This is a genomic window from Bacillus sp. SIMBA_026 (assembly GCF_046535335.1).
Lineage (GTDB): Bacteria > Bacillota > Bacilli > Bacillales > Bacillaceae > Bacillus > Bacillus velezensis.
In genome coordinates this window covers 1-1,064 of sequence record NZ_JAWRWX010000018.1, presented here as the reverse complement: position 1 = coordinate 1,064, position 1,064 = coordinate 1, and the positions used below count along the sequence as shown (strand labels likewise).

The 1,064-nt window shown below is 54.2% G+C and carries 2 pseudogenes; both read left to right on the top strand.

Going from position 1 to position 1,064, the window contains the following annotated elements:
• Positions 1-231: 231 nt before the first annotated feature.
• Positions 232-516: pseudogene (locus SB847_RS20450) on the top strand (MFS transporter); the annotation flags it as partial.
• Positions 517-595: 79 nt separating this feature from the next.
• Positions 596-1,064 (top strand): annotated as a pseudogene (gene lacI / locus SB847_RS20445) (DNA-binding transcriptional repressor LacI); the annotation flags it as partial.

Here is a 1,064-nt window from a genome sequence, read left to right as displayed (position 1 = left end):
CATTACCTGCATTATCCAGTTTCAGTTTCCATTCGCCTTTATCTTCTGAGCTAAAGCCTTTATTACCATTCAGTTTTGCCATCTGTGCTGCCAGTTCTGCGGTTGATTTACGTTTAAACATATGTATATCTCCTTCTTAAAGTTAAACAAAATTATTTCTAGAGGGGAATTGTTATCCGCTCACAATTCCCCTATAGTGAGTCGTATTAATTTCGCGGGATCGAGATCTCGATCCTCTACGCCGGACGCATCGTGGCCGGCATCACCGGCGCCACAGGTGCGGTTGCTGGCGCCTATATCGCCGACATCACCGATGGGGAAGATCGGGCTCGCCACTTCGGGCTCATGAGCGCTTGTTTCGGCGTGGGTATGGTGGCAGGCCCCGTGGCCGGGGGACTGTTGGGCGCCATCTCCTTGCATGCACCATTCCTTGCGGCGGCGGTGCTCAACGGCCTCAACCTACTACTGGGCTGCTTCCTAATGCAGGAGTCGCATAAGGGAGAGCGTCGAGATCCCGGACACCATCGAATGGCGCAAAACCTTTCGCGGTATGGCATGATAGCGCCCGGAAGAGAGTCAATTCAGGGTGGTGAATGTGAAACCAGTAACGTTATACGATGTCGCAGAGTATGCCGGTGTCTCTTATCAGACCGTTTCCCGCGTGGTGAACCAGGCCAGCCACGTTTCTGCGAAAACGCGGGAAAAAGTGGAAGCGGCGATGGCGGAGCTGAATTACATTCCCAACCGCGTGGCACAACAACTGGCGGGCAAACAGTCGTTGCTGATTGGCGTTGCCACCTCCAGTCTGGCCCTGCACGCGCCGTCGCAAATTGTCGCGGCGATTAAATCTCGCGCCGATCAACTGGGTGCCAGCGTGGTGGTGTCGATGGTAGAACGAAGCGGCGTCGAAGCCTGTAAAGCGGCGGTGCACAATCTTCTCGCGCAACGCGTCAGTGGGCTGATCATTAACTATCCGCTGGATGACCAGGATGCCATTGCTGTGGAAGCTGCCTGCACTAATGTTCCGGCGTTATTTCTTGATGTCTCTGACCAGACACCCATCA